Origin of the sequence: Cellulomonas denverensis (genome assembly GCF_012396125.1) — a bacterium.
GTDB lineage: Bacteria > Actinomycetota > Actinomycetes > Actinomycetales > Cellulomonadaceae > Cellulomonas > Cellulomonas denverensis.
In genome coordinates this window covers 1-20485 of the sequence record NZ_JAAXOX010000003.1, presented here as the reverse complement: position 1 = coordinate 20485, position 20485 = coordinate 1, and the positions used below count along the sequence as shown (strand labels likewise).

16 protein-coding genes are annotated in these 20485 nt (G+C 75.4%); 8 read left to right on the top strand and 8 right to left on the bottom strand.

All coding sequences use genetic code 11. The features are described from left to right. Nucleotides 1–26: 26 nt before the first annotated feature. Nucleotides 27–3308 (bottom strand): ATP-dependent helicase, encoded by a 3282-nt coding sequence (locus tag HGA03_RS06890; RefSeq protein WP_168629533.1) that lies wholly within the window; start codon nucleotides 3306–3308, stop codon nucleotides 27–29. Further along, complete coding sequence (locus tag HGA03_RS06885) at nucleotides 3305–6577, bottom strand: ATP-dependent helicase (RefSeq protein ID WP_168629943.1); 3273 nt, start codon at nucleotides 6575–6577, stop codon at nucleotides 3305–3307. The genes HGA03_RS06890 and HGA03_RS06885 overlap by 4 nt, the downstream gene beginning before the upstream one ends. Nucleotides 6578–6657: 80 nt before the next feature. Between HGA03_RS06885 and HGA03_RS06880 the strand changes: the two genes are divergently transcribed. Together HGA03_RS06880 and HGA03_RS06875 are read left to right on the top strand one after the other, a co-directional pair. After that, nucleotides 6658–7329, top strand: coding sequence for a TetR/AcrR family transcriptional regulator (locus HGA03_RS06880; RefSeq protein ID WP_168629532.1), 672 nt, complete (start codon nucleotides 6658–6660; stop codon nucleotides 7327–7329). Nucleotides 7330–7378: 49 nt separating this feature from the next. Continuing rightward, the gene (locus tag HGA03_RS06875; protein ID WP_168629531.1) at nucleotides 7379–7603 is read left to right on the top strand and encodes a DUF3107 domain-containing protein; all 225 of its coding nucleotides are present in this window, start codon (nucleotides 7379–7381) and stop codon (nucleotides 7601–7603) included. A 174-nt stretch (nucleotides 7604–7777) separates the two neighbouring features. Here the strand turns inward: HGA03_RS06875 and HGA03_RS06870 are convergent, their stop codons facing one another. Further along, on the bottom strand, nucleotides 7778–8491 hold the full coding sequence (locus HGA03_RS06870) for a ferritin-like fold-containing protein (RefSeq protein WP_168629530.1): 714 nt from the start codon (nucleotides 8489–8491) through the stop codon (nucleotides 7778–7780). Between the two features lie 107 nt (nucleotides 8492–8598). Between HGA03_RS06870 and HGA03_RS06865 the strand changes: the two genes are divergently transcribed. Both HGA03_RS06865 and HGA03_RS06860 read left to right on the top strand, forming a co-directional pair. After that, nucleotides 8599–9834: an MFS transporter gene (locus HGA03_RS06865; RefSeq protein WP_168629529.1), complete on the top strand. Its 1236-nt coding sequence runs from the start codon at nucleotides 8599–8601 to the stop codon at nucleotides 9832–9834. A 233-nt stretch (nucleotides 9835–10067) separates the two neighbouring features. After that, on the top strand, nucleotides 10068–11696 hold the full coding sequence (locus HGA03_RS06860) for a DEAD/DEAH box helicase (protein WP_373307706.1): 1629 nt from the start codon (nucleotides 10068–10070) through the stop codon (nucleotides 11694–11696). Nucleotides 11697–11760: 64 nt separating this feature from the next. Here the strand turns inward: HGA03_RS06860 and HGA03_RS06855 are convergent, their stop codons facing one another. Genes HGA03_RS06855 through HGA03_RS06840 form a run of 4 tightly spaced genes read right to left on the bottom strand, consistent with a single transcriptional unit; the run spans nucleotide 11761 to nucleotide 14720 of the window. Beyond that, nucleotides 11761–12660 (bottom strand): oxygenase MpaB family protein, encoded by a 900-nt coding sequence (locus HGA03_RS06855; protein ID WP_168629527.1) that lies wholly within the window; start codon nucleotides 12658–12660, stop codon nucleotides 11761–11763. Between the two features lie 43 nt (nucleotides 12661–12703). Continuing rightward, nucleotides 12704–13261 carry a hypothetical protein gene (locus HGA03_RS06850; RefSeq protein ID WP_168629526.1) on the bottom strand — a complete coding sequence of 186 codons (558 nt, stop codon included), beginning with the start codon at nucleotides 13259–13261 and terminating at the stop codon, nucleotides 12704–12706. Beyond that, complete coding sequence (locus tag HGA03_RS06845; RefSeq protein WP_168629525.1) at nucleotides 13258–13881, bottom strand: MarC family protein; 624 nt, start codon at nucleotides 13879–13881, stop codon at nucleotides 13258–13260. The genes HGA03_RS06850 and HGA03_RS06845 overlap by 4 nt, the downstream gene beginning before the upstream one ends. Continuing rightward, nucleotides 13878–14720 (bottom strand): PHP domain-containing protein, encoded by an 843-nt coding sequence (locus HGA03_RS06840; protein WP_168629524.1) that lies wholly within the window; start codon nucleotides 14718–14720, stop codon nucleotides 13878–13880. Before HGA03_RS06840 ends, HGA03_RS06845 begins: the two co-directional genes overlap by 4 nt. A 36-nt stretch (nucleotides 14721–14756) precedes the next feature. On the opposite strand from HGA03_RS06840, the gene HGA03_RS06835 reads away from it, so the two are divergent. Next, nucleotides 14757–16301, top strand: coding sequence for an aminopeptidase P family protein (locus tag HGA03_RS06835; RefSeq protein ID WP_168629523.1), 1545 nt, complete (start codon nucleotides 14757–14759; stop codon nucleotides 16299–16301). A 54-nt stretch (nucleotides 16302–16355) separates the two neighbouring features. Here the strand turns inward: HGA03_RS06835 and HGA03_RS06830 are convergent, their stop codons facing one another. Then, nucleotides 16356–17147: a YflT domain-containing protein gene (locus HGA03_RS06830; RefSeq protein ID WP_168629522.1), complete on the bottom strand. Its 792-nt coding sequence runs from the start codon at nucleotides 17145–17147 to the stop codon at nucleotides 16356–16358. A 136-nt stretch (nucleotides 17148–17283) separates the two neighbouring features. Between HGA03_RS06830 and HGA03_RS06825 the strand changes: the two genes are divergently transcribed. From HGA03_RS06825 to HGA03_RS06815, 3 genes are read left to right on the top strand one after another with little or no spacing between them, the layout of a single operon-like run. Continuing rightward, the gene (locus HGA03_RS06825) at nucleotides 17284–18579 is read left to right on the top strand and encodes a magnesium transporter MgtE N-terminal domain-containing protein (RefSeq protein WP_168629521.1); all 1296 of its coding nucleotides are present in this window, start codon (nucleotides 17284–17286) and stop codon (nucleotides 18577–18579) included. After that, on the top strand, nucleotides 18572–19072 hold the full coding sequence (locus HGA03_RS06820; protein ID WP_168629520.1) for a DUF1003 domain-containing protein: 501 nt from the start codon (nucleotides 18572–18574) through the stop codon (nucleotides 19070–19072). Before HGA03_RS06825 ends, HGA03_RS06820 begins: the two co-directional genes overlap by 8 nt. 43 nt (nucleotides 19073–19115) lie before the next feature. After that, the gene (locus HGA03_RS06815; protein ID WP_168629519.1) at nucleotides 19116–20282 is read left to right on the top strand and encodes a P-loop NTPase; all 1167 of its coding nucleotides are present in this window, start codon (nucleotides 19116–19118) and stop codon (nucleotides 20280–20282) included. Nucleotides 20283–20485: the final 203 nt, after the last annotated feature.

Below are 20485 nucleotides of genomic sequence, written 5' to 3'. Positions count from 1 at the left end.
TCGCGCCTCGACCACGGGGCCGCGGCTCAGCCCTGGGTCACGCCCAGCAGCATCCGCTCGATGTCCTCCGCGCCGAGCAACCGCTCCGGCCGCACGGTCCGCCCGGTGCCGACGTAGCAGAACGCCGCGCCGACCCGGTCCAGCGGCGTCCCGGTCCAGCGCGACCAGGCCAGCCGGTAGACCGCGAGCTGCAGCTCCCGGACCGCGGCGGACTCGGCGTCGGCGGGCGGGGCGCCGGTCTTCCAGTCGACCACCACCACCGCGTCCTCCCCCGGTCGCTGCGGGTCGGGGAACACCGCGTCGATCCGGGAGCGCAGCACGTAGCCGCCGATCACGGTCTCCACGTCGGCCTCCACCGCGATCGGGCGCAGGGTCGACCACTCGGTGGCCAGGAAGTGCTCACGCAGGGTGAGCTCGTCGGCGTCCACCGGCACCGAGTCGTCGTCCGCACCGGGCAGGTCGTCGATGTCCACCAGCGCCGATTCGCCGTAGAACCCCTCGACCCAGGCGTGGAACCGGGTACCGCGCCGGGCCTGCGGCGAGGGACGCTGCGGCACCGGTCGGCGCAGGGCCCGGGCGAAGTCGGCGGGGTCGCCGGCCAGCCGGACCACCGCGGAGGCGGACAGGTGCGCGGGCAGCTCGACGTCGGCGCCGGGACGGGCCTCGTCCTCCCGTTCGGCCAGCAGCAGCCGGACGGTGTGGTCCCAGGGCGTCGGGGTGTCGTCGGGTCCGGCGGCCCGGGCGGCGAGCACCGCATCGGCGGCGGTCCGGACCAGCTCGCGGCGGCCGCCGGTGCCGAACGGGTCGGCTGGCCAGAGCACCGCGGTGTCCTGGGCCTCGCGCGGATTGCCCTGGTCCGGCGCGGGGGCGTCGGCCCAGTCCTCGACCCGGGCCAGCCCGGCCTCGACCACCTCGGTCAGGAACAGCGACGGCGGGCGCGGCCGGCCGGCGTCCCCCCACCACGCGCCGGTCAGCAGCAGGGCGGCCCGGGCCCGGGTGAAGGCGACGTAGGCCAGCCGGCGTTCCTCGGCCACCTGGTGGTCACCGGCATCCCGGCGGAACTGCTTGCGCCGCTCGTTCAGGTCCTGCGGGTCCGCGGCACCGGCGTAGGCGAAGTCGGGCAGGTCGTGCCGGTCGCCGCGCAGCGGGTAGGGCAGTTCGCCCAGGCCGGTCAGCCAGCCGGAGTCGACCGGGCCCTCCGACCCCTGGGTGCGGGTGTTCGGCAGCCCGCCGTCGACCAGCCCGGCCACCGCGACCACGTCCCACTCCAGGCCCTTGGCGGCGTGCACGGTCATCAGCTGCACCGCGTCCGGGTCCGGCTCGGTGACCGGCATGTCCAGGCCCTGCTCGTGCGCATCGGCCGATTCCAGCCAGGCCAGGAACCCGCCCAGGGTCGGGTCGTCGGTGGACTCGGCGTACTGCACCGCCACGTCCCGGAACGCGTCCAGGTGCGCCCGGGCCCGGCCGGGGCTGATCCCGGGCCGGGCGGCGACCTCCAGGTCCAGCCCCCACAGCCGCTCGGCCTGCACCACCAGCTCGGGCAGCGACAGGTAGGTCTGCCCGCGCAGCGCCCGCAGTACCCCGGCGAGCTCGGCCAGCCGGGCCCGGCCGGTCTCGCTCAGCGACCGGCCGCGGGAACTGTGCCAGTCCGGCGGCGGCAGCTGGTCCACCGCGTCCACGATGCTGCGCTCGTCCACCACGTCGGCCGCGGCGGGCACCTCACCGGCGGCGGCCCGGCGTTCCAGGCCGTCGGCGACCTGCACCGACCAGTCGGCCAGCGCGTGCAGGTCCGCCGCACCGATCCGGAGCCGGGCACCGGTGAGCAGCCGCATCAGCGCGTCCCCGCGCGACGGATCGTGCGCCGCCTGCAACAGGGCCACCACGTCGACCACCTCCGGGGTGGCCAGCAACCCGCCGAGCCCGACCACCTCCACCGGCAGCCCGGCCTCGCGCAGCGCCGCGTGCAGCACCGGGAACTGGGCGCGCTTGCGGCAGAGCACCGCGGCGGTCACCCGCCCACCACCGTCCGGCCCCGCGGCCCGCCACCGGGCGGCGACGAACTCGGTCACCGCCCGCGCCTCGTCCTCCACCGTGGGCAGCATCCGGGCCAGCACCTCACCGGCACCGGCGCCGGGGCGGGCGCCCAGCTCGGGCAGCTCGATCCGGCTGGTGGCGGCGCGGCGCAGGGGTGCGGCGACCAGGTTCGCGGCCGCGAGCACCGCGACGTCGTTGCGCCAGGAGGTGGACAGCTGGTGCAGGTCGGCCCGCCGCCGCTCGCCGTCGGCGGTCAGCACCGGGAACGTCTCCGGGAACCGTTCCAGGCCGCCGGCGCTGGCACCGCGCCAGCCGTAGATCGACTGGTGCGGGTCGCCGACCGCGGTCACCGGGTGCCCGTCGCGGAACAGCGAGGACAGCAGGACCAGCTGGGCGTAGGAGGTGTCCTGGTACTCGTCCAGCAGCACCACCCGGAACCGGGCCCGCTCGGTCTCGCCCACCTCCGGCACGTCCCGGGCCAGCCGGGCCGCGATCGCCACCTGGTCGCCGAAGTCCAGGGCGTCGGTGGCCCGCTTGCGCCGGCGGTACTCGGCGACCAGCTCCAGCACCCGGGACCGCTCGCCGAGCGCACCGATCAGGGTGCGGATGTCGGCGTAGTGCGGCTTGGGCGGCGTGCCGGGCGGGGTGGCCTCGATCGCCTCGACGATCTGCTCGATCCCGCGCCGGGCGTCCTCGGGTTCCAGCAGGTGCTCGTCCAGCGCCCCGGACAGCGACAGCACCGCGTCCACCACGGTGGACACCGCGGCCCGGCTGTCCAGGTCGGCGGTCCAGGACTCGACCACCTGACTGGCCAGCTGCCACTGCGCCGCCTCGCCCAGCAGCCGGGCGGCCGGTTCGATCCCGAGCCGCAGCCCGTGGTCGCCGACCAGTGCGGCGGCGTAGGCGTTGTAGGTGGAGATGGTCGGCCGGGCGATGGTGGCCAGGGCGGTGTCCTCGGCGGCGGACAACCCGGGCAGCATCAGTCCGTCGGCCGCGGCGGCCCGGGCCAGGTGACGCAGCCGGCGCCGCACCCGTTCGGCCAGCTCCCCGGCGGCCTTGCGGGTGAAGGTCAGACCCAACACCTGCTCCGGGGCGACCAGGCCGTTGGCGATCAGCCAGACCACCCGGGCGGACATGGTCTCGGTCTTGCCCGACCCGGCACCGGCCACCACCAGCGCGGGGCGCAGCGGGGACTCGATCACGGCGACCTGCTCGGGCGTGGGCGGATCGCGGCGCAGCAGGGCGGCGATGTCCCGGGCGGACAGCGCGGTCACTGGACCACCTGCCCGCCCTCGTCGCGGACCGGGCAGGAGCGGCGCACCGGGCACCGGTCGCACATCCCGTTCACCGTGGCGTGGAAGGTCGACGCGGCCATCCGCTCGGCCACCTCCTCGATGTGCTCGCGGGCCCAGGACGTCTCCGGCTCCGGGCCCAGGCCATCCTGCGGGCGCACCGCGGCCTTCTTCTGCACGTCGGAGACGAAGACCAGCTGGGCCCCGACCGCGTGCGCCCCCTCCGGCAGGCCCTCCACCCGGCCCGCGTCCACCGCGAGCTGGTAGGCGCCGAGCTGCGGGTTGGTCGCGGTGTCGGCGGCGCTCGGCAGGGTCCGGCCGGTCTTGAGGTCGACCACCCGGACCGCGCCGTCCTCGCCCGCCGACTCCACCCGGTCGATGCTGCCGCGCACCAGCGCCCGGTCCAGCGGCAGCTCGAAGCTCGCCTCCACCGCCAGCGGGTCGCCGGCCTGGGCCAGGTAACCGGCCAGCCGGTCGATCATCCCGTCCGCGCGCCGTCGTTCCAGGATCGCGGGCCAGCCGTCGCCCAGGCCCAGCTCCGGCCACCGGCGGTCCAGTTCGGCGGCGAGCTCGGCCCGGCTGCCACGCGGGAACCGCTGGGCGATCGCGTGCACCAGTGTGCCCAGGGTCTGGCGGGAGGAGTTCGGCGCGGTGCCCCCGGCCGCCTCCAGCGCCCAGCGCAGCGCACAGGTGCCGGCGGTCTCGATCCGGGACGGCGACACCGGCACCCGCTCGCCCTCCGGCCACAGCGGCTGGTCGGTGGACACCGGGGCGAGCCCGTGCCACTCGGCCGGGTCCGCGCCGGGCACCCCGGCGTCGGCCAGCCGGGCCAGCACCCGGGCGGCGGCCGGGTCGGGGGCGCCCAGCCGGGCGGTGTGCTCCAACCGGGCACGCAGCGACCCCACCAACCCGCGCAGGTCCAGCGGGGCGGGCGCACCCACCCGGCGCGGGTCCTCGTCCTCCTCCTGCGGCTCGACCAGGTCCAGGAACGGCGAGGGCTGCTCCTCGGCGTCGGCCACCGCGGTGACCAGCAGCAGCCCGCGAGCGCGGGAGACCGCGACGTAGAACGACCGCAGCTCGTCGGCCAGCACCGCCGCCCGGGCCGCCGCGCCGTGGTCGGCGCCGTGGTCGTCCACCCGGCCGGCCAGCACGTCCACCAGGGTCTGCGCGCCGAGCAGCGAGTCGCGCAGCCGCAGGTCCGGCCACACCCCCTCCTGCACCCCGGCGACCGCGACCAGCTCCCACTCCCGGCCGGCGGCACCCGCGGGGGTCAGCACGCTCACCGCGTCCCGGCGCGCCCGGGCGGCGATGGTGTCCGCCGGGAGTTCCTGCGCCTCGATCCAGGACAGGAAGGCGGCCGGCGGCGACTGCGGCATCCGGTCGACGTAGGTCTCCGCGGCCCGGAACAGCGCGAGCACGGCGTCCAGGTCGCGGTCGGCGCGGGCACCACCGGGCCCACCGGCCAGCGCCGACCGCCGCCACGGCTCGGCCAGGCCGGCGGTCTCCCACAGCGCCCACAGCACGGTCTGCGGGTCGGCCCCCAGCGCCCGGGCCGCCTCCCGGCCCCGGGCCAGCACGGTGGCCAGCCGCTCGACCGGCCGCCGGGACACCGCGGGCAGCATGGCCGAGCGGAGCGGGTCGTTCAGCGCCTCCACCAGCAGCTCGTCCGAGGTCCGGCCGCGCTGGTCGGCGGTGGCACCGGCGATCTCCTGCGCCCGCAGCGCCCGGCGCACCCGGCGCAGGCCGACCGCGTCCAGGCCACCCAGCGGGGAGCAGCACAGCCGGGCGGCCTGGTCTGCGTCCAGGTCCCGGCCACCGAGCTCGTCACCGAGCACCACCCGCAGCGCGTCCAGCAGCGGGCGTACGGCCGGCTCGTCCTTGAGCGGGACGTCCGAGCCGACCACCGCCACCGGCACCGACGCCGAACCGAGTGCCCGGCGCAGCGCGGTGACCTGGCTACCGGCGCGGGCGATCACCGCCATCTGCTCCCACGGCACCCCGCGTTCCAGGTGGGCGCTGCGCAGCGCGTGTGCGAGGTAGGCGGCCTCCTGGGCGGCGCTGGGCAGCACCGCGGCGCGCACCGTCCGGCCGCCGGGCTCGGTCTCCGCAGCCCCCGCCCCGCGCCGCTCATGCACCACCGCCGGGTCCGGCACCGCCCGCCGGTGGGCCGCGCCACCGACCACCGCGATCCGCTCGGCCACCCGGCCCGCCACCTCGCGCAGCGCACCGTCGTGCCGCCGCACCCGGTCCAGCACCAGCCGGGTCGCCCCGAACTCGCCCGGCCCGTCGCCGGCCGCGTCCGCTCGGCCGACCAGCCCGGGGGTGGCACCGCGGAAGGTCTGCACGGCGGCGTCCGGGTCCGCGGCCAGCAGCAGCCGGGCGCCGTCGTCGGCGAGCACCCGCAGCAGCCGGGCGGTGGCCTCGGTCGCCTCCTGGTAGTCGTCCACCACCACCAGCCGCCAGCGCGGCCGCGGGCGACCGGGCAGGTCCTCCTCCCAGTGCCGCAGCACGTCGGCGGCCTCCTCCACCACCACCGCCGGGTCCACCCGGGCACCGATGTCCGGCGTGCCACCGCGCAGCCCGGTCACGTCCAGGTACTCCTGGTAGAGCACGGCGGCGGCGACCCAGGCCGGTCGCCGGTGGGTGCGGCCCAGCCGGGCCAGGTCCACCGGTTCCAGCCCACGCTCGGCGGCCCGCATCAACAGGTCGCGCAGCTCGCCGCGGAACGAGCGCAGCCCGATCGTCTCCGCCGGGACACCGGGCGGCCAGATCAGCTCCACGCCCTCGCCCGCCAGGTGCCCGGCGAGCAGCTCGGCCAGCGCGAGGTCCTGCTCCGGGCCGGAGATCAGCGCGGGCGGCGGGTCGCCGAGCAGCACCGCGTGCTGGCGGAGCACCGCGAACGCGGCCGAGGCGGCGGTGCGCACCATCGCCTGGCCGGTGGTGCGCCGCACCCGGGAACCAATCCGGTCGCGCAGCTCGGCGGCGGCCCGGCGGCCCGAGGCGAGCACCAGCACGTCGTCGGCGCGCAGCCCGGCGGTCCACGGCGCGGCGGCCGGGTCGGCGGTCAGCGCGGCCGCCACGGTCTCCACCACCAGCTCGGACTTGCCGGAGCCTGCGGCCCCGGTCACCAGCACCGCGGACCGGTCACCGGTCAGCAGCAGGTCGACCGCGGCCCGCTGATCCGCCCCGAGCGCGACCGCCGGCGCCACGTCGGCCAGCGCCGGGCGCACCAGTCGGGGGGCGGAGAGCATCTGCACCCGAGAATCCCACCACACCCGTCCGACATCCGGATGCCGCCCGCGGCCACCCGCCCGCTGGTTATCATCGCCCGATGGTGACCCCCAACCCCGGTCGAGGACGACCGGCCCGCATGCCGCGTGACCTGCGGCGGGCCCAGGTGCTGGCCGTCGCCCAGGAACTGTTCACCGCCGAGGGCTTCCACCACGTGTCGATGGACGACATCGCGGACCGCGCCGAGGTCAGCAAGCCGGTGCTGTACCGGCACTTCCCGTCCAAGCTCGACCTCTACCTGACCGTGGTCGACGCCCGCGGCGCGGACCTGCTGTCCACTGTGGACACCGCCATCGCCGAGGTCAGCGACCCGCGGGCCGCGATCACCGGCGTGGTGCTCGCCTACCTGGAGTTCGTCGACCGCACCGGCGAGGCCGCCGCCCTGCTGTTCGAGTCGGACGTGATGCACGACGCCGACGTGCGCGCCCGGGTCGAGCGGGCCACCGACCTGGTCACCGAACGACTGGAGCAGGTGCTGTCCCGGGTGCCCGGCCTGTCCCCGCAGCCGCGCACCGCCGCCGTACTCGCGCCCTGCCTGGCCGCGATGGCCCAGCAGGCCGCCACCCGCCGGCTGCGCGACCCGCAGGCGCCCGACGCCCGCCGGACCGCGGCGCTGGTCACCCGGCTGGCCTGGGGTGGCATCCAGGACTTCCTGCCGGCGTCGGCCGAGGGCGAACGCAGCGCCGTCCCGGTGGCGTCCGACCTAGGATGACCGCAGCAGGCACCGCCAGGTGCCCTCAGATGCGAGGAGACGACGAAGCGTGGACATCACGATCGGTGTGCAGAACCTGCCCCGCGAGCTGGTCATCGAGTCGGCGCAGAGCGCGGACGAGGTCGCCTCGGCGGTGACCGCCGCCCTCGGGGGCAAGACCACCCTGGAGCTGACCGACGCGCGCGGTCGCCGGATCATCGTCCCGTCGGCCGCGATCGGCTACGTGGAGATCGGCTCGGAGACCAAGGGACCGGTCGGCTTCGGCGCGATCTGAGACCCCCTGACGCACGAGGGCCCGCTCCCCCACCCGGGAAGCGGGCCCTCGTCGCGTCCGACACGCCCCTCGCCCCTGCTCCCCCGCGCGGCATGCGGAAACCCGCGCGACATACGGATGTCGGCGTCTGTCGCGCGAGGATCCGCATGTGCTGGCGACATCACCGGGCGCGGATCAGGCGGTCAGGCCCAGGCGGCTCATCCGGCGGGTGTGCTCCGCGGTCAGCTCGCCGAACAGCTTCGGGTCCCCGGCCGGTGCCGGTTCGGTGCTCGCCTCCGGGGCGCCCTCCCGGTTGCCGACCAGCCGGGCCAGGCTCGGGTGCGCGGCCATCGCCTGCTGCACCACGCCCAGCGCCTCGCCGACCAGCCGGCGGCCCCACAGCGCCAGCCGGGAGACCAGCACCTCGTCCTGCGCACCGGCGGACTCCAGCGCGGCGACCGCGAGTTCGGCGTGCGCGGCGTCGTCCAGCACCTCGAGCAGCAGCTCGCGGGTCACGTCGTCCACCGCCCCGGCCGCGATCCGGCAGAAGTCGTCGGAGACCCCCTCGGCCACGTAGGACCGCAGCAGCCGCTCCCACCAGGTGCTCGGCTGGGTCCGGTTGTCGAAGTCCTCCAGCAACCGGGTGTACGCGCCGAGGCTGCGCTCCGGGTCACCGCCGAGCTCGGCCACCCGGGCCAGCACCCGGTCGCGGCGCTGCACGGCGGCGGCGGCCAGCCGGCTCAGCTCCAGCTGTTCGGCGGTGGTCGGCGCCTCACGCGCATCGTCCGCCAGCCGGCCGAAGGCGACGTGCTGCAGGTGGGCGACCAGGCCGAGCAGTTCGACGGTGTCGTCGCGGTCGGTGACGGCCTCGGAGCCGGACGGGCGGCCCTCGGTGGCGGCAGAAGTCATCCGTCGATGGTAGCCCGCCCGCTATGATCTGCCCCAGCACAGGGGTAGTCCGCGACCTGGTGGTGGGGAGGCGCGTCCGTTCGACGTACCCCCTTGAGAGGTCTTCCGTGCATGCGTTCACCGCATACTCACGCCTGTTCAGACTGACCGGCCCGCTCTACGTCCTGGTGGCCTTCCTCGGCCGGCTGCCGATGGCGATGGCCCAGGTCGGCACCCTGATGCTGGTGTTCCGGGCCACCGGCTCCAACGAGGTCGGTGGTGTCGCCGCCGGCGCGCTGGCGATCGCCAACGCGATCGGCGCACCGATCGCCGGCGTGCTCTGCGACCGGCACGGCCAGCGGATCGTGGTGCTGGTCCAGTCGCTGGCCGGCACCGCCGGGCTGATCGGCCTGGTGCTGCTGGCCCAGGCCGGTGCTCCCAACCCGGCGATGATCGCGATGTCCGCCGCCCTGGGCGCCGTGCTGCCGCAGGTCGGCCCGCTGGCCCGGGTGCGCTGGCGACCGCTGGCCGCGACGTCCGGCGACCAGCGCCGCCTGGTGGACGCCGCGTTCTCCTACGAGGGCGCCGCCGACGAGGCCTCGTTCGCCCTCGGTCCGGCCCTGGTCGGCATCGCCGCGGTGCTGGTCTCCCCCGCCGGTGCCCTGCTCACCGCGGCCGCCTTGCTCGCGGTGTTCGGCACCGCCTTCGCCCTGCACCCGACCGCCCGGCTCACCGGCCCGGCGGCGCACGCGGTCAACACCGTGCCCGCCTCACCCGCGGACCACGCCGTACCCGCTCTCGACGGCCGGTTCCTCACCCTGGGCCTGGTGGTGTTGATCGCCGCGCAGTGGTCGGTGGGCGTGCTGTTCGGCGCCACCCAGACCGGCACCAACGCACTGGCCGACGCGGTGGGCAAGCCCGGGCTGACCGGCCTGGTGCACGCGATGCTCGGGGTCAGCTCCGCGCTCGCCGGGTTCGCCACCGCGCTGATCCCGGCCCGGGTGCCGCACCAGCGCCGGATGCTGGTCGCCGCCGTCGCGATGGTCGCGCTGTCCTGGCCGCTGCTGCTGGTCGACTCGCTCGGCCCGCTGACCGGGTCGGTGACGCTGCTCGGCTTCGCGATCGCCCCGTTCATGATCGCGGTCTACTCCCAGGCCGAGCGCGCGGTCCCGCCCGCCCGCAGCGCCGCCGCGATGACCCTGCTGGCCGGGGCGACCAGCATCGGCTACGCCAGTGGTGCCGCCCTGGCCGGGTCGCTGGCGGACAGCTCCGGGCACACCGCGGCCTTCGGCGTCACGGTCGGCGCGACGGTGCTGGCCCTGCTGCTGGCACTGACCCGGCAGCGCGGGGTGCACCGGTCCTGAGCGCGTCCGGGCGCCGCTGTCGGGGGGTGTGACGTAGGATGACCTCCGTTCAGCGGTTGCCCGGTCGTCTCGACGACGGCGCGCCGTGCCGCTCCGGGTGTCACTCGCCGGGGCCGCCGGCGGCACACCTGCACGATCGGCTACCGGACCAGACCGTGGCGTTGCCCGTCGCAGCCCGGGGCCCGTCCCCGCGCGACGTGCGGCTCGCCACCCGCACGAGTGAAGAGTCGTCCGTGACCACCACCGACACCAGCGCGCCTCTGCCCGAGGACATCGCGACCGAGACCATCGACACCCCGACCGCCGCCTCCGTCCAGGCGGCGGACGTCACCTTCGCGGACTTCGACGTCCGCCCCGAGATCGTCGACGCCCTCGCCGACGCCGGGATCACCGCCCCGTTCCCGATCCAGGCGATGACCCTGCCGGTCGCCCTGGCCGGGCACGACATCATCGGCCAGGCCAAGACCGGCACCGGCAAGACCCTGGGCTTCGGCGTCCCGCTGCTGCACCGGGTCGTCGCCCCCGGCGAGGACGGCTGGGACGTCCAGCCGCACCAGGGCAAGCCGCAGGCGCTGGTGATCGTCCCCACCCGTGAGCTCGCCGTCCAGGTGGCCGGCGACCTGGAGACCGCGTCCAAGCGGCGCAGCGTCCGGATCGCCCTGCTGTACGGCGGCCGCGCCTACGAGCCGCAGATCGAGATGCTGCAGCGCGGGGTCGAGGTCGTGGTCGGCACCCCCGGCCGGATGATCGACCTGATGAACCAGGGCCACCTGGACCTGAGCGCCGTGCGCTGCGTCGTGCTGGACGAGGCGGACGAGATGCTCGACCTCGGCTTCCTGCCCGACGTGGAGAAGCTGCTGGCCCGCACCCCCGCCTCCCGGCACACCATGCTGTTCTCGGCCACCATGCCGGGCGCCGTGGTCGCGATGGCCCGCCGGTACATGACCCAGCCGACCCACATCCGGGCCAACCAGCCCGACGACGAGGGCGCCACGGTCAAGAACATCAAGCAGGTGATCTACCGGGCGCACGCACTGGACAAGGTCGAGATGCTGGCCCGGATCCTGCAGGCCCGGGGTCGTGGCCTGACCATCGTCTTCGCCCGCACCAAGCGCACCGCCGCCAAGGTCGCCGACGAGCTGGTCGACCGCGGGTTCGCCGCCGGCGCGCTGCACGGCGACCTGGGCCAGGGCGCCCGGGAGCAGGCGCTGCGCGCGTTCCGCAACGGCAAGGTCGACGTGCTGGTCGCCACCGATGTCGCCGCCCGCGGCATCGACGTCGACGACGTCACCCACGTGATCAACTACCAGTGCCCCGAGGACGAGAAGACCTACCTGCACCGCACCGGCCGCACCGGCCGCGCCGGGCACAAGGGCACCGCGGTCACCTTCGTCGACTGGGACGACGTGCCGCGCTGGTCGCTGATCGACAAGGCGCTCGGCCTGGGCGTGCCGGAGCCGGCGGAGACCTACTCCTCCTCGGAGAACCTCTACACCGACCTGGACATCCCGGAGGGCACCACCGGCCGGCTGCCGCGCTCGCAGCGCACCCGCGCCGGGCTGGACGCCGAGGCGATCGAGGACCTGGGCGAGACCGGCAAGCGGCACAGCAGCGGGCGTTCCGAGGGTGGCCGTGGCGGTCGCTCCGGCGGCGACCGTGGCCGTTCCGGCGGTGACCGCGGCCGTTCCGGGCGCTCCGAGGACCGGCCCGCCCGCCAGCGCACCCGCCGCTCCGAGGAGGCCCCGGCCGACAACGCCACGCCCGCCGCCTCCGCCGAGGGCACCGAGGGCGGCGCACCCCGTCGCCGCCGTCGCCGCCGCCGCGGTGGTTCGGGCGCCGCCACCCCGGCGACCGAGGGCTGAGGCCCACCCGCACTCCGCACGAGGGCGTCCCGTCACGCGACGGGGCGCCCTCGTGGCGTCTCCGTCAGCCCGGCACCGTCGGCAGCTCCCCGTGCGCGACGCCCTCCCCCGGCGTCGGCGGCGGAGGCTGCGCCGCCAGCGCCCAGCGCACGGTCCGGGTCAGCACGTCCCCCACCGCCGGCGCCACCCACCGGTCCACCAGCGGCCGGTCCGGCAGCCCCAGCGGTTCCCGGCACGCCCGGGGCAGCAACCCGATCGCCGCCAGCACCAGCCCGCGGTACGGCAACCGCGCGGCCACCGGCAGCGGCGGCTCGCGCAACAGGAACTCGGTCGCCTCCCGCGCCGCAGCGCTCCCGCGCAGCTCCGGCACGAAGGCGTCCAACTGCGCCCGCAGTTGCGCCACGGTCTCCGGCGGGTCCACCACCCCGAGTGCCTCGGCGGTGCGCCCCGCCTGCGCCACGTACCGATCACACCCGGCCGCATCCAGCGGCCGCTCCCCGAACCGCTGGTGCGCGGTCAGGAACGCGTGCACCTCCGCGACATGCACCCACCGCAACAGATGCGGGTCGGAGGCCGCGTACGCTTCGCCCTCCGCGGACACCCCGCTGATCCCGTCATGGATCCGCCGCACCGCCCGCACCGCCTGCCCGGCATGGTCGGCGGTCCCGAACGCGGTCACCGCGAGGAACGCACTGGTCCGCTGCAACCGCCCCCACGGATCCCCGCGGTACCCGGAGTGCGCCGCCACCGCGGCCATCGCCCGCGGGTGCCAGGACTGCAGCAGCAGCGCGGTCAGCCCGCCGATGAACATCGACGCGTCGCCGTGCACCCGGCGGATCGGGGCGTCCGGCTCGAACCACCGCTCGCCGGGCGTGCCGTGGATCCGGTCGCGGGTGCGGTGGCCGTGCGGGCCGGCGACCCGGTCGAGCAGGGCACCGGAGAGGCGTTCACGGAGGGAGGTCACGGGTCGATGCTCGCCCGGGGCGCACCATTCGGCACGCCGGGGCTCACCCCGCCAGCAGCGGCGCCAGCAGGTCCCACATCGCCGGCCGCGCCCCGTCCTCCGGCCACGGCTCCTCCGCCGGTGCGACCGGCGACCGGTGCTGCGGGTCGAACTCCGGCGACGGCCCGACCCGGGGCGAGCGCACCCGCGAGCGCCCGGCCGCTGCCCGCACCCGGTCCAGGTCGGCGCGGGCCCGGTCGCGCAGCCAGTCCGGGCCGTCGGTGGCGGCGGCGGTCAGGTCGTCCAGCGCACGGGCCGGGTCACCGACATGATCGGCGATCAGCACTCCGCGCAGGTGGCGCAGCACCAGGCGGTCGGCGGGGCGTTCCACCCAGGTGGTCAGGGCCAGGTCGCAGCAGTGCACCGCGGTCGTCGGCTGCCGGTGCAGCAGCGCGGACGCGACGTCCATCAGCCAGGCGTCCGGGGTGAAGCTGCCACCCCCGGCGGTGCGCCAGCGCATCGCGGCCTGGTAGAGCCCGTGCCAGTCGCCGGCGGCCAGCAGCTCGGCGCACCAGGAGCCGTAGTCCGGGTGCGGTGCGGGGGCGGGGACCCTGGTCCTCATCCGGCCGCGATGAACGCCCGCACCGCGTCGGCGACCAACTGCACGGCGATGGCGGCCAGCAGCAGACCGGCGATCCGGGTGACCAGGATGGTGCCGGAGTCGCCGAGCACCCGGTTGATCGCGCCGGCGAACCGCATCGCCAGGTACAAGCAGATGTGCACCGCGACGATGCCCAGCGCGATCGAGATCCAGTCCGCGGCGGTACCGTCGCTGGCCTGGACGAACACCATGGTGGCGACGATCGCACCGGGTCCGGCCAGCAGCGGGGTACCCAGCGGCACCAGCGCGACGTTGACCTTGCTGTTGCCGGAGGGCTGCGGGTCCTCGGACTTGCCGGTCAGCAGCTCCATCGCGACCAGGAGCAGCAGCAGACCACCGGAGGCCTGCAGCGCCGGCAGCGAGATGTGCATGTAGGACAGCAGCCCCTGGCCGAAGACCGCGAACACCAGGATCACACCGAAGGCGACCAGGATCGCCTGCCGGGCGGCCCGGGAGCGCTGCTGCTTGGTCATCGTCCCGGTCAGCGCCAGGAAGATCGGCACCGTCCCGGGCGGGTCCATGATGACGAACAGGGTGATGAAGACCTCGCTGAACAAGCGCCAGTCGAGAACAGCGCTCATGCTCGCACCACCGGTGTCCGTCCCTCCGACTCGATCCGCCCCAGGACCTCCGGGGCGGTCAGATTCTCCCCCAGCCGGTTGGGTTTGCCCGAACCGTGGTAGTCGCTTGACCCGGTGATCGGGACCCCGAGTCGTTCGGCGAGCGCGGTCAGCCGTTCCCGCTGGGCGGCGTCGTGGTCCCGGTGGCCGACCTCCAGCCCGAACAGTCCGGCCTCGACCAACCGCTCGATCACCCGGTCGGCGACCACCCGGCCGCGTCCGTCGGCCCCGGGGTGCGCGAACACCGGGACGCCACCGGCCGCGCGGATCGCCTGCACCGCCTCGGTCGCCTCCGGCGCGTAGTAGGGCACGTAGTACCGGCCGCGGGCGGACAGCAGGCTGTCGAAGGCGGCGCTGCGGTCCGGCACGATCCCGAGCGCGGCCAGCGCGTCGGCGATGTGCGGGCGGCCGACCACGGTGCCGGGCTGCTGCTGCGCGGCCACGTCGGCCCAGGAGATCGGGTAGTCCTCGGTCAGCCGCTCGACGATCGCCCGGCCGCGGTGCTGCCGGGCGTCCCGGGTGCGGGCCAGCATCCCGGCCAGTGCGGGGTGTTCCGGGTCGTGCAGGTAGCTGAGCAGGTGCACGCTGACCCCGCCGACCAGGGCGGAGACCTCGGTGCCACGGACCAGGGCCACCCCGGTGACCGGTACCGCGGCCGCGGCCTCGTCCCAGCCGCCGGTGGTGTCGTGGTCGGTCAGCGCCACCACGTCCAGCCCGGCGGCCGCCGCCGAGGCCATCAGCTCCGCCGGCGACTCGGTGCCGTCCGACACGGTGGAGTGGGTGTGGAGGTCGATGCGCACCCGCGCAGCCTAGTGACGCGGTGCGAGACTGGTCGCATGAGCACCGAGCCCACCTCCGAACCCCAGGCCCCGAACGCCGAGCAGTCGCTGGCCGACCGCGGCTCGAACCGTAGCCAGCGCCCGCAGTCCGCCGCCTTCCTCGACTGGGTCACCTCCGGTTGGGCCGAGCGCCCGGCCAGCACGGCCGAGCGCGGGGCGGCCGCCGACTTCACCGCCGAGCGCCGGGCCCGGCTGTCCGCGCAGTTCCCGGGGCAGCGGCTGGTGATCCCGGCCGGGGCGTTCAAGGTGCGCTCCAACGACACCGACTACCGGTTCCGCCCGCACTCGGCCTTCGCGCACCTGACCGGGCTGGGCTCGGAGCAGGAGCCTGACGCGGTGCTGGTGCTGCACCCGGCCGCGGACGGCGAGGGCGACCCGCTGCCCGGCGGCGGCCGCAGCGGCCACCACGCGGTGCTGTACATGCGCCCGCTGGCCTCCCGGGACACCGAGGAGTTCTTCGCCGACGCCCGCTACGGCGAGTTCTGGGTCGGCGCCCGCCCCACCCTGGAGGACATGGAGACCCGGACCGGGATCACCACCGCGCACGCGAACGAGCTGCGCGACGGCCTGGCCAAGGACGCCGGCCCGGACGGGGTGCAGATCCTGGTGGTGCCCGAGGTCGACGAGGCGGTGGAGGCCGTGGTCGAGGAGATCCGCGCCACCCCGCAGGCCGAGCTGGACGCCCGGCTGGTCGAGGCACTGTCCGAGCTGCGGTTGATCAAGGACGCGCACGAGGTCGGCGAGCTGCGGGCCGCGGTCGCCGCCACCGCCGAGGGCTTCGCCCAGATGGTCCGCCGGTTGCCGGAGGCGGTCGCGCACCGCCGCGGCGAGCGGGTGATCGAGGGGACGTTCCTGGCGAAGGCGCGCGAGGAGGGCAACTACGTCGGCTACGAGACGATCGCCGCCGCCGGGTCGCACGCCACCACGCTGCACTGGACCGACAACGACGGCCAGGTACGGGCGGGCGAACTGGTCCTGGTGGACGCCGGGGTCGAGGTCGACTCGCTCTACACCGCCGACATCACCCGCACCCTGCCGGTCACCGGCACCTTCACCGCCGAGCAGCGCACGGTGTACCAGGCGGTACTGGACGCCGCCGACGCCGCCTTCGCCGCCGCCGTGCCCGGCAACCGGTTCCGGGATGTGCACGCCGCCGCGATGGAGGTGATCGCTGCCCGGCTGGAGGAGTGGGGCATGCTGCCGGTCACCGCCGCCGAGTCACTGACCCCGGAGGGCCAGCAGCACCGCCGGTGGATGGTGCACGGGACCAGCCACCACCTCGGGCTGGACGTGCACGACTGCGCCCAGGCCCGGCGCGAGATGTACCTGGACGCGGTGATCGAGCCCGGCATGGTGTTCACCATCGAGCCCGGGCTGTACTTCCAGGTCGACGACCTGCGGGTGCCGGCCGAGCTGCGCGGCATCGGGGTCCGGATCGAGGACGACGTGCTGATCACCGCCGACGGCAACGAGAACCTGTCCGCGGCGCTGCCCCGCACGCCGGACGAGGTCGAGCGCTGGATGGGCGAGCTGCTCGGCTGAGCTCACGCACGACGAAGGCCCGCCCCGGACTCCGGGACGGGCCTTCGTGCGGTCTCAGGGCTGCTGCTGCTCCGGGTCCTCCGGCTGCTGCGGCGCGGGGGCGTACTGCCCGTACCGCGGCTCGGGGCGCTCACCCGGGGCCGCCGGTGCGGCGGGCTGCGCGGGTGCCGCGGGCTGCGCCGGCTGCGCGGGTGCCGCGGGCTGACCGGCCGGGGCGGCGTACTGCCCGTACCGGGGCTCCCCCGGCGGCGGGGTGGCCGGGGCCGCGGGGCCCGCGGGCGGCACCGGGGCGCCGGGGCGGCCGTAGGCGGCGTTCGGGTCCGACGGCGGGGCGCCGAACGGGGCGCCGGGCTGGCCGGCACCGGTCTTGACCGGCCCGATCTCGCGCAGCAGGTTGCGGGCCTCGTGCGCCTTCTCCACCGCGCACAGCACGGCGTACTGCCCGGCGACGATCTGGCTCTGCGAGGTGAAGTCGCGCTTGCCGCCGGTGATCGCGTAGCTGACCACGCCGAACAGCAGGCCGAAGCCACCGCCGACCACCATCGCCACCAGCAGGATGCCGAGGGAGGCGGAGGTCAGCATGAACAGCAGGCCGATGAAGATGCCGAACCACACACCGGACAGGAAGCCGGACAGCGCGACCCGGGGGTAGCTGAGCCGGCCGGTGACCCGCTCGACCATCCGCAGGTCGGTGCCGACGATGGTGACGTGCTGGACCGGGAACTGGCGGTCGGACAGGTGATCGACCGCGCGCTGTGCCTCCAGATAGGTGCCGTAGGACGCGACCGTCTCACCCTGGGGCAGGGTCGGGGTCGCGGGGACGCGAGGACCACCGGTGAACGACATGTCCTCATCCTTGCTCAGCGCCGGTGCCGCCGCCAGACAACACGGGCGTTCAGCAGCGAACTCATGGCGGGCGTCCAGGGTTCGCCCAGATCAGCCCCGCGCAGCGACCGCCTCCGCCGACGGTTACCCTGACCGCGTGAGCGGCGCCGGAACCCGAGTCTTCGTCGCGCGCCTGGCGGGGACCCCCGTCTTCGACCCGATCGGCGATCAGGTCGGCCGGGTGCGCGATGTCGTCGTCCTGCTGCGCCCGAAGGGTGCGCCGCGGGCGGTCGGCCTGGTGGTCGAGGTGCCGGGCAAACGCCGGGTGTTCGTGCCGCTGACCCGGGTGATCGCGATCGATCCCGGGCAGGTGATCTCCACCGGCCTGGTGAACATGCGCCGGTTCGAGCAGCGCCCGTTCGAGACCCTGGTGGTCGGCGAGCTGTTCGACCGCAGCGTGCCGCTGTCCGACGGTTCCGGGACCGCCACGATCGAGGACGTGGCGATCGAGCGGCAGCGCAATGGCGACTTCCTGGTCACCAAGCTGTTCGTCCGCCGGCACCGGCCGGGCCGCGGTGGCCTGCTGCGCCGCCGGGGCGAGCCGGAGCTGATCGACATCGACCAGGTCGCCGGGCTGGCCCGCACCGCCGGGGCCCAGGGCGCCGCGCTGCTGCTGGCCCAGTACGACGAGCTCAAGCCGGCCGACCTGGCGGACGTGATGCACGACATGGGCACCACCCGCCGGATGGAGGTCGCCACCGCGCTGGACAACGAGCGGCTGGCCGACGTCCTGGAGGAGCTGCCCGAGGACGACCAGGTGGCGATCCTGTCCGGCCTGGAGCGCACCCGGGCCGCGGACGTGCTGGAGGCGATGCAGCCGGACGACGCCGCCGACCTGCTCGGTGAGCTGTCCGACGAGCAGCAGGCCGAGCTGCTGGGCCTGATGGAGCCCGAGGAGGCCCGGGACGTCCGGCGCCTGCTGGCCTACGAGGACAACACCGCCGGTGGCCTGATGACGACCGAGCCGGTGATCCTCGGCCCGGAGACGCCGATCGCCGCCGCCCTGGCCCATGTGCGCCGCCGCGACCTGACCCCGGCCCTGGCGTCGATGGTGTTCGTGGTGCGCCAGCCGCTGGAGACCCCGACCGGGCGGTTCATCGGCGTGGTGCACCTGCAGCGGATGCTGCGCGAGCCCCCGCATGAACCGATCGGCTCGATCGTGGACACCGACATCGATCCGGTGCCGCCGCAGACCCCGCTGCTGTCGGTCACCCGGCGGCTGGCGACCTACGACCTGCTGGCGATCCCGGTGATCGACGAGGAACGCCGCCTGCTCGGCGTGGTCAGCGTCGACGACGTGCTGGACCACCTGCTGCCGGAGGACTGGCGGGAGACCGACGAGGAGGTGCAGCCCGAGGCACCGGCGACTGTGGAGGGAGGCACCCGTGCCTGAACGGCTCGACACCCCGAAGGCCTCCCGCCGGTCGTGGCGCCCGCGGTTGCAGGAGGACGCCTTCGGCAAGATCTCCGAGGGCATCGCCCGGTTCATGGGCACCCCGTTGTTCCTGCTGTGGCTGACCCTGTTCTGCATCCTGTGGCTGAGCTGGAACTCCTGGGGCCCGGAGATGCTGCGCTTCGACAGCGCCGCGAACGGGTTCACCGCCCTGACGCTGATGCTGTCGCTGCAGGCGTCCTACTCCGCCCCGCTGATCCTGCTGGCCCAGAACCGGCAGACCGACCGGGACCGGGTGGCGGCCGAGCAGGACCGGCAGCGGGCGGAGCGGAACCTGGCCGACACCGAGTTCCTGGCCCGGGAGATGGCCGCGCTGCGGATCGCGCTGTCCGAGGTCGCCACCCGCGACTTCGTGCGCTCGGAGATCCGCAATCTGCTGGAGGAGCTGTCCGAGGAGCGCGAGGAGCGCGAGCCCGGGCAGGACCGGCGCTGAGGTCCTGGCGGGGTTCGCTCCGGCCGGACCTACGATGGTCGGCATGACTGCCGCGCTGGACCACCGCGACCCCGAGGCGGTCGCCGCCGCCGTCCGTGCCGCCCTGGAGCACGTGATCGACCCGGAGATCCGGCGGCCGATCACCGAGCTGGGCATGGTGCGCTCGGTGGACGTCGACACCAGCGACCCGTCGGGCGCCCTGGTCACCGTCGGCATCGACCTCACCACCGCCGGCTGCCCGCTGCGGGACACGATCACCCGCGACGTGACCGGGGCGGTCCAGGCGCTGGACGGGGTGCGTGAGGTCCGGATGGCGATGGGCGTGATGAGCCCGGAGCAGCGTGCCCAGCTCACCGAGCGACTGCGCGGCGGGCCGGAGCCGGTGATCCCGTTCTCCCAGCCGACCTCGCTGACCAAGGTGTACGCGATCGCCTCCGGCAAGGGCGGCGTGGGCAAGTCCTCGGTGACCGCGAACCTGGCCGCCGCGATGGCCGCCGACGGCCTGCGGGTCGGGGTGGTGGACGCGGACATCTACGGCTTCTCGCTGCCCCGGATGCTCGGCGTGACCCAGCCGCCGACCCGGGTGGACGAGATGCTGCTGCCGCCGATCGCGCACGAGGTCAAGGTGATCTCGATCGGGATGTTCGTGCCGCCGGGCCAGCCGGTGGTGTGGCGCGGGCCGATGCTGCACCGCGCGCTGCAGCAGTTCCTGTCCGACGTGTTCTGGGGCGACCTGGACGTGCTGCTGCTCGACCTGCCGCCCGGCACCGGGGACATCGCGATCTCGGTGGCGCAGCTGCTGCCGGGGTCGGAGCTGATCGTGGTCACCACCCCGCAGGCCGCGGCCGCCGAGGTCGCCGAGCGGGCCGGGTCGATCGCCGGGCAGACCCGCCAGCAGCTGGTCGGCGTGGTGGAGAACATGGCGTGGCTGGAGCAGCCGGACGGCACCCGGCTGGAGCTGTTCGGCTCCGGCGGCGGCGCGCAGGTGGCCCAGAACCTGTCCACGCTGTCCGGTGGCCAGGTGCCGCTGCTCGGCCAGGTCCCGCTGGACATCCAGCTGCGCGAGGCCGGCGACGGCGGCACCCCGGTGGTGCTCTCCGACCCGGACTCCCCCGCCGCGGTCGCCCTGCGCGAGGTCGCCCGGACCCTGGCGGCCCGCACCCGCGGCCTGGCCGGCAAGTCCCTCGGCCTGACTCCCATCCGGCACTGATCGGCTGATCCCCCGAGCGACCCGCCCCGCGCACCCTGCCCCGCGCACCCCGCGCACCCCGCGCACCCCGCCGAGAGTGCACGAATGCAGCCTTCCCGGCGTGGGAGGCGTGCATTCGTGCACTCTCGGCGCACGAGCGCCGCGGGCTCGGCGCGGGGCGGCACGGTCTCGGCGCGGGGCGGGGGGCACGGTCTCGGGGAGAT